This is a genomic window from Sinomonas sp. (assembly GCF_051955515.1).
Lineage (GTDB): Bacteria > Actinomycetota > Actinomycetes > Actinomycetales > Micrococcaceae > Sinomonas.
This window is the reverse complement of the sequence record NZ_JBQCGQ010000303.1, coordinates 1-4,411: the sequence shown is the minus strand read 5'-3', so window position 1 is coordinate 4,411 and position 4,411 is coordinate 1. Positions and strand designations below refer to the sequence as shown.

Genomic DNA, 4,411 nt, shown 5'->3' with positions numbered 1-4,411 from the left:
TCTGGCGACCACCCTGGACGCGCTCCTGCGCCTCTTCGCGCCGATCCTGCCGTTCGCCACCGAGGAAGTCTGGAGTTGGTGGCGCTCGGGCTCCGTGCACCGCGCAGACTGGCCGCAGCCCCTCCCCGTCGAGGGGGATCTGGGCATGCTTGGCACCGTCGGCCTCGCGCTCTCCGGGATCCGGAAGGCGAAGTCCGAGGCGAAGGTCAAGCAGCGCACGGAGGTCCTCTCCGCCACAGTGTCGGCGGCCCCCGCGCAGCTCGGCCAGCTCGAGGGCGGTCTCGGTGACTTGCGCGCCGCAGCCAACGCGCGTGATCTGCGGCTCGAGGAGAGCACCGGCGAACTCAGCGTCTCCGGCGTCGAGCTCGCGGCAGTGGACGCCTAGCCGGCTCACCCGGTCGAACTGTCCTGGGCAAAAGGGAAGCCCCATCAGCGTTGAACGCGTTGGTGGGGCTTCGACTTTTCGGCTGCCCGGTGACGTCGAGCAGTCTGGTGGAATCCTCGGAATCCAGGTCTTACCCTCCGTCACAGGGGGTCAGTCGCCGGCTTTGCCTGAGGCTGCGTCGAATCGACTGTCACTGAATCTTTGGTTTCCACGTCCTCCTCCGGCTGTGGAGAAGGTACTTCTTATTGTGATCCGGGTCACTTTCCCCTGCAAGGGGGATGAGTGAAGTACAGAGCCGTAATTCGCTCAGACTGCCTTCGGCCGCTCGGTTCTGGTCCTCTTGATCTCGAAGAAGTGCGGGTAGCCGGCAAGCGTCACTGAGGCATCCCAGATCTGACCCGCCTCCTCGCCCTGAGGGACACGCGTCATGACCGGCCCGAAGAACGCCGTGCCATTGAAGGCAACGATGGGCGTTCCGACTTCTTGCCCGACGAGTTCGATTCCGGACTTGTGGCTCTTCCGAAGCTGGGCGTCGTACTCGTCGGAGTCTGCATACCGAGCGAGATCCCCGGGGAGCCCGACCTGGTCGAGGGCACGCCGGATCACCTCGGGGCGATCCTTGACGCCCTCGTTGTGGATGAGGGTTCCCATCGCGTCGTAGAGCGGCTTGATGTGCTCCGTTCCATGCAGTTCCGACGCAGCGACGATCACGCGGACGGGACCCCAGTTCTGGTCCATGGCCCGCTGGTAGTCGCTCTCGAGCTCTCGGCCTTCATTCAGCACCGACAGGCTCATCACGTGCCAGTCCGTCTCGATCTCCCTGACCTTCTCGACCTCGCCAATCCATCGCGAGGTCACCCAGGCGAACGGGCAGGCCGGGTCGAACCAGAAGTCTGCCTTGCTCTTCGCGCTCTGCGCAGTGTCAGTCATGCTCGTCTCCTTCTCGAGGGAACCACCCAGCCCATCGTATTGAGACTTCCGAAGCGGTATCCACATTTCCGTCTTTCGGAAAGGAAATTTCCTCTTGCGGAATCACGCTGCCCCTCCTACTCTTGAATCATCGAATCCAACGTGAGGTACCTCACTTGGAGCGTCTCCCATCAACGAGGACTGGCTTCCATGTTTCCCTCCACCAGCGACGCGCTGAAGGCGAGTTCGGCGCGCTACGGGACCCCGCGACAAGGCCGTCGCAGCTCCCGCACACTGATCGCCCGCGCGGTGATCGCCCCGACCCCATCTCTGACCTAGGAGCTCCCCGTGCTGTCTCAGGCTTCCAAGAAGGCTTCACACGATCGCGTCTCCGCGCCTACCCGCCCTCACGGCAAGGCCCGCTGGAGTATTGCCCTGCTCATGGGCTTCGGCATCCTCATCAACTACGTCGACCGGCTCTCGATCTCGGTCACCCAGAAGCCCCTGACCGAGGACTTCGGCCTCACGGCCACGGAGTTCGGTGTGCTGTCCTCGGCGTTCCTCTGGTCCTATGCGATCATGCAGATCCCCTCAGGGATGCTGCTCGATCGGTTCGGCGTCAAGCGGGTCTGGGGAGCGAGCGCTGTGCTCTGGACCGTCGCGTCCGTCCTCACGGCGATCGCCTCCGGGGCGTGGGTGATCATCATCGCCCGGGTGCTCCTCGGGGTTGCCGAGGCCCCCGCATTTCCCGGGGCCATGAAGGCGACCGGGCAGTGGTTCCCCCGGCACGAGCGCGGTCTCTGCACTGCCATCTTCGACAGCGGGACCCGACTGGCCAACGTCCTGGGCTTGCCCCTCATCGCCTTCACGGTCTCCACGTGGGGCTGGCGTGAGGCCTTCTGGCTTCAGGCCGTCCTGTCCATCATCTTCCTCGTCGCGTTCCTGTGGCGGTACAGCGGCCCGAAGGCCCGCTTCGCCAAGGGCCGCATGACCAGCGAGGAATACAGCTACATCGTCCAAGGCGGCGCCTCCAGCGAGGAAGTCCGGCCGTCGAGCGACTGGGCCACGGTCGCCTATCTCCTGCGGCAGCGCAAGGTCTGGGGTCTGTCCCTTGGACTCGCCGGAGCGGGCTACGTCCTGTGGATGCTCCTGACGTGGCTTCCGGGCTACATGCAGACGACCATGAACCAGAGCGTCCTCCAGAGCGGCATCTACGCAGCCGTCCCCGCCTTCGCCATGTTCGTCTCCGAACTGACCATCGGCGGCTGGTGGGTGGATCGTGTGATCGGACGAGGCGCGAACGCAGACAAGGTCCGAAAGGGCGTCCTGGTGGTCGGCATGATCATCGCTCTCTTCACGGTCGGTGCCGCCTTCAGCGACAACCCGGTCTCAGCGATCATCTGGATCGCCATCGGAAGCGCCGGAATCGCCCTTGTGTATGTCACGAGCAACTCGCTCCCGGCACTCATTGCCCCCGAGGGAAGCGCTGGTTCGCTCGCCGCCATCGTCAACTGCGTCAACCTGCTCGCGGGCGTCGCCGCCCCCATCGTCACGGGCCTCATCGTCGATGTCACCGGCCACTTCGTCTACGCCTTCTTCATCGGCGGCATCGCGCTCGTCGGTGGCCTCGCCTCGTATCTGCTGCTCATGGGCAAGATCGAACCGATCCCGGCACGCGCCGTCGTCCACACGACTGACGCCTGATGCGGTAGGAACCCCTCGCCCAGCGAATCGCCCAGAGACAGAGAGCCCCGGCCGCAAGGCCGGGGCTCGCGCGTTCTTGGGCTGGTCAGGCCGATTTGGTACGCCGCTTGGCCACGACGCTGTGCGGGATGAGGCTCGGCTGCTCGTGGCGGATGACGACGTCCCTCGTCACCACGACGCCGGCGACGTCGTCGCGGCTCGGCAGGTCGAACATCACCGGAAGCAGGACTTCTTCCATGATCGCCCGCAGGCCGCGCGCCCCCGTGCCCCGTTCCAGGGCGAGGTCTGCGATGGCCTCAAGTGCCTCGTCCTCGAAGTGCAGCTCGACGCCGTCGAGCTGGAACATCTTCTGGTACTGCTTCACGAGCGCGTTCTTCGGCTCCGTGAGGATCTGCATGAGAGCGGGACGGTCGAGGTTCTCCACGGTCGTGATGACGGGAAGGCGCCCGATGAACTCCGGGATGAGCCCGAACTTCAGCAGGTCCTCCGGCATGACGTCTGCATACGTGCTCTCATGCTTCGTGATCGAGCTGAGGGGAACGCCGAAGCCGATCCCCTTCTTTCCGGCGCGCTGCCCGATGATCTCCTCAAGCCCAGCGAAGGCACCCGCGACGATGAACAGCACGTTCGTCGTGTCGATCTGGATGAACTCCTGATGCGGGTGCTTGCGACCGCCCTGAGGGGGCACCGATGCCACCGTGCCCTCGAGGATCTTCAGCAGCGCCTGCTGAACGCCCTCGCCCGAGACATCCCGGGTGATCGACGGGTTCTCGCTCTTGCGGGAGATCTTGTCGATCTCGTCGATGTAGATGATTCCCTGCTCCGCCTTCTTGACGTCGTAGTCCGCCGCCTGAATGAGCTTGAGCAGGATGTTCTCCACGTCCTCGCCCACGTACCCCGCCTCGGTGAGGGCGGTCGCGTCCGCCACTGCGAACGGCACGTTGAGCCGGCGGGCGAGGGTCTGGGCCAGATACGTCTTCCCGCATCCGGTCGGGCCGATCAGCAGGATGTTGGACTTGGCGATCTCCACGTCGTCGTGGCCATGGCCCTCCGCGAGGGATCCCGACTTAGAGCCGTGCCCCGCCTGAATGCGCTTGTAGTGGTTGTAGACGGCCACCGCGAGCGCGCGCTTCGCGTGCTCTTGGCCGACAACGTACTCCTGGAGGAAGTCGAAGATCTCCCGCGGCTTGGGCAGCTCGAAGCTTCCCAGGTCCGAGACCTCCGCGAGCTCCTCCTCGATGATCTCGTTGCACAGCTCGATGCACTCGTCGCAGATGTAGACCCCAGGGCCCGCGATGAGCTTCCGAACCTGCTTCTGGCTCTTCCCACAGAACGAGCACTTCAGCAGGTCTGCGCTCTCACCAATGCGCGCCATTCGTCGATTCCCTTCCTGAAGAAGTCTGACCATCCCAC

At 64.6% G+C, this 4,411-nt stretch carries 4 protein-coding genes; 2 read left to right on the top strand and 2 right to left on the bottom strand.

The features are described 5' to 3' along the window. A partial coding sequence (locus ACTHL9_RS18165; RefSeq protein WP_440520669.1) for a class I tRNA ligase family protein occupies positions 1 to 385 on the top strand: 385 nt, incomplete at its 5' end. 306 nt (positions 386 to 691) lie between these two features. Here ACTHL9_RS18165 and ACTHL9_RS18160 read toward each other — a convergent pair. Beyond that, a complete protein-coding gene (locus tag ACTHL9_RS18160) occupies positions 692 to 1,315 on the bottom strand; it encodes a mycothiol-dependent nitroreductase Rv2466c family protein (RefSeq protein WP_440520668.1) in 624 nt (207 codons plus the stop codon). Positions 1,316 to 1,642: 327 nt separating this feature from the next. Between ACTHL9_RS18160 and ACTHL9_RS18155 the strand changes: the two genes are divergently transcribed. Continuing rightward, positions 1,643 to 2,998, top strand: a complete 1,356-nt coding sequence (locus tag ACTHL9_RS18155; protein ID WP_440520667.1) for an MFS transporter — start codon at positions 1,643 to 1,645, stop codon at positions 2,996 to 2,998. Between the two features lie 85 nt (positions 2,999 to 3,083). Here the strand turns inward: ACTHL9_RS18155 and clpX are convergent, their stop codons facing one another. Beyond that, complete coding sequence (clpX, locus tag ACTHL9_RS18150) at positions 3,084 to 4,373, bottom strand: ATP-dependent Clp protease ATP-binding subunit ClpX (RefSeq protein WP_138413359.1); 1,290 nt, start codon at positions 4,371 to 4,373, stop codon at positions 3,084 to 3,086. Positions 4,374 to 4,411: the final 38 nt, after the last annotated feature.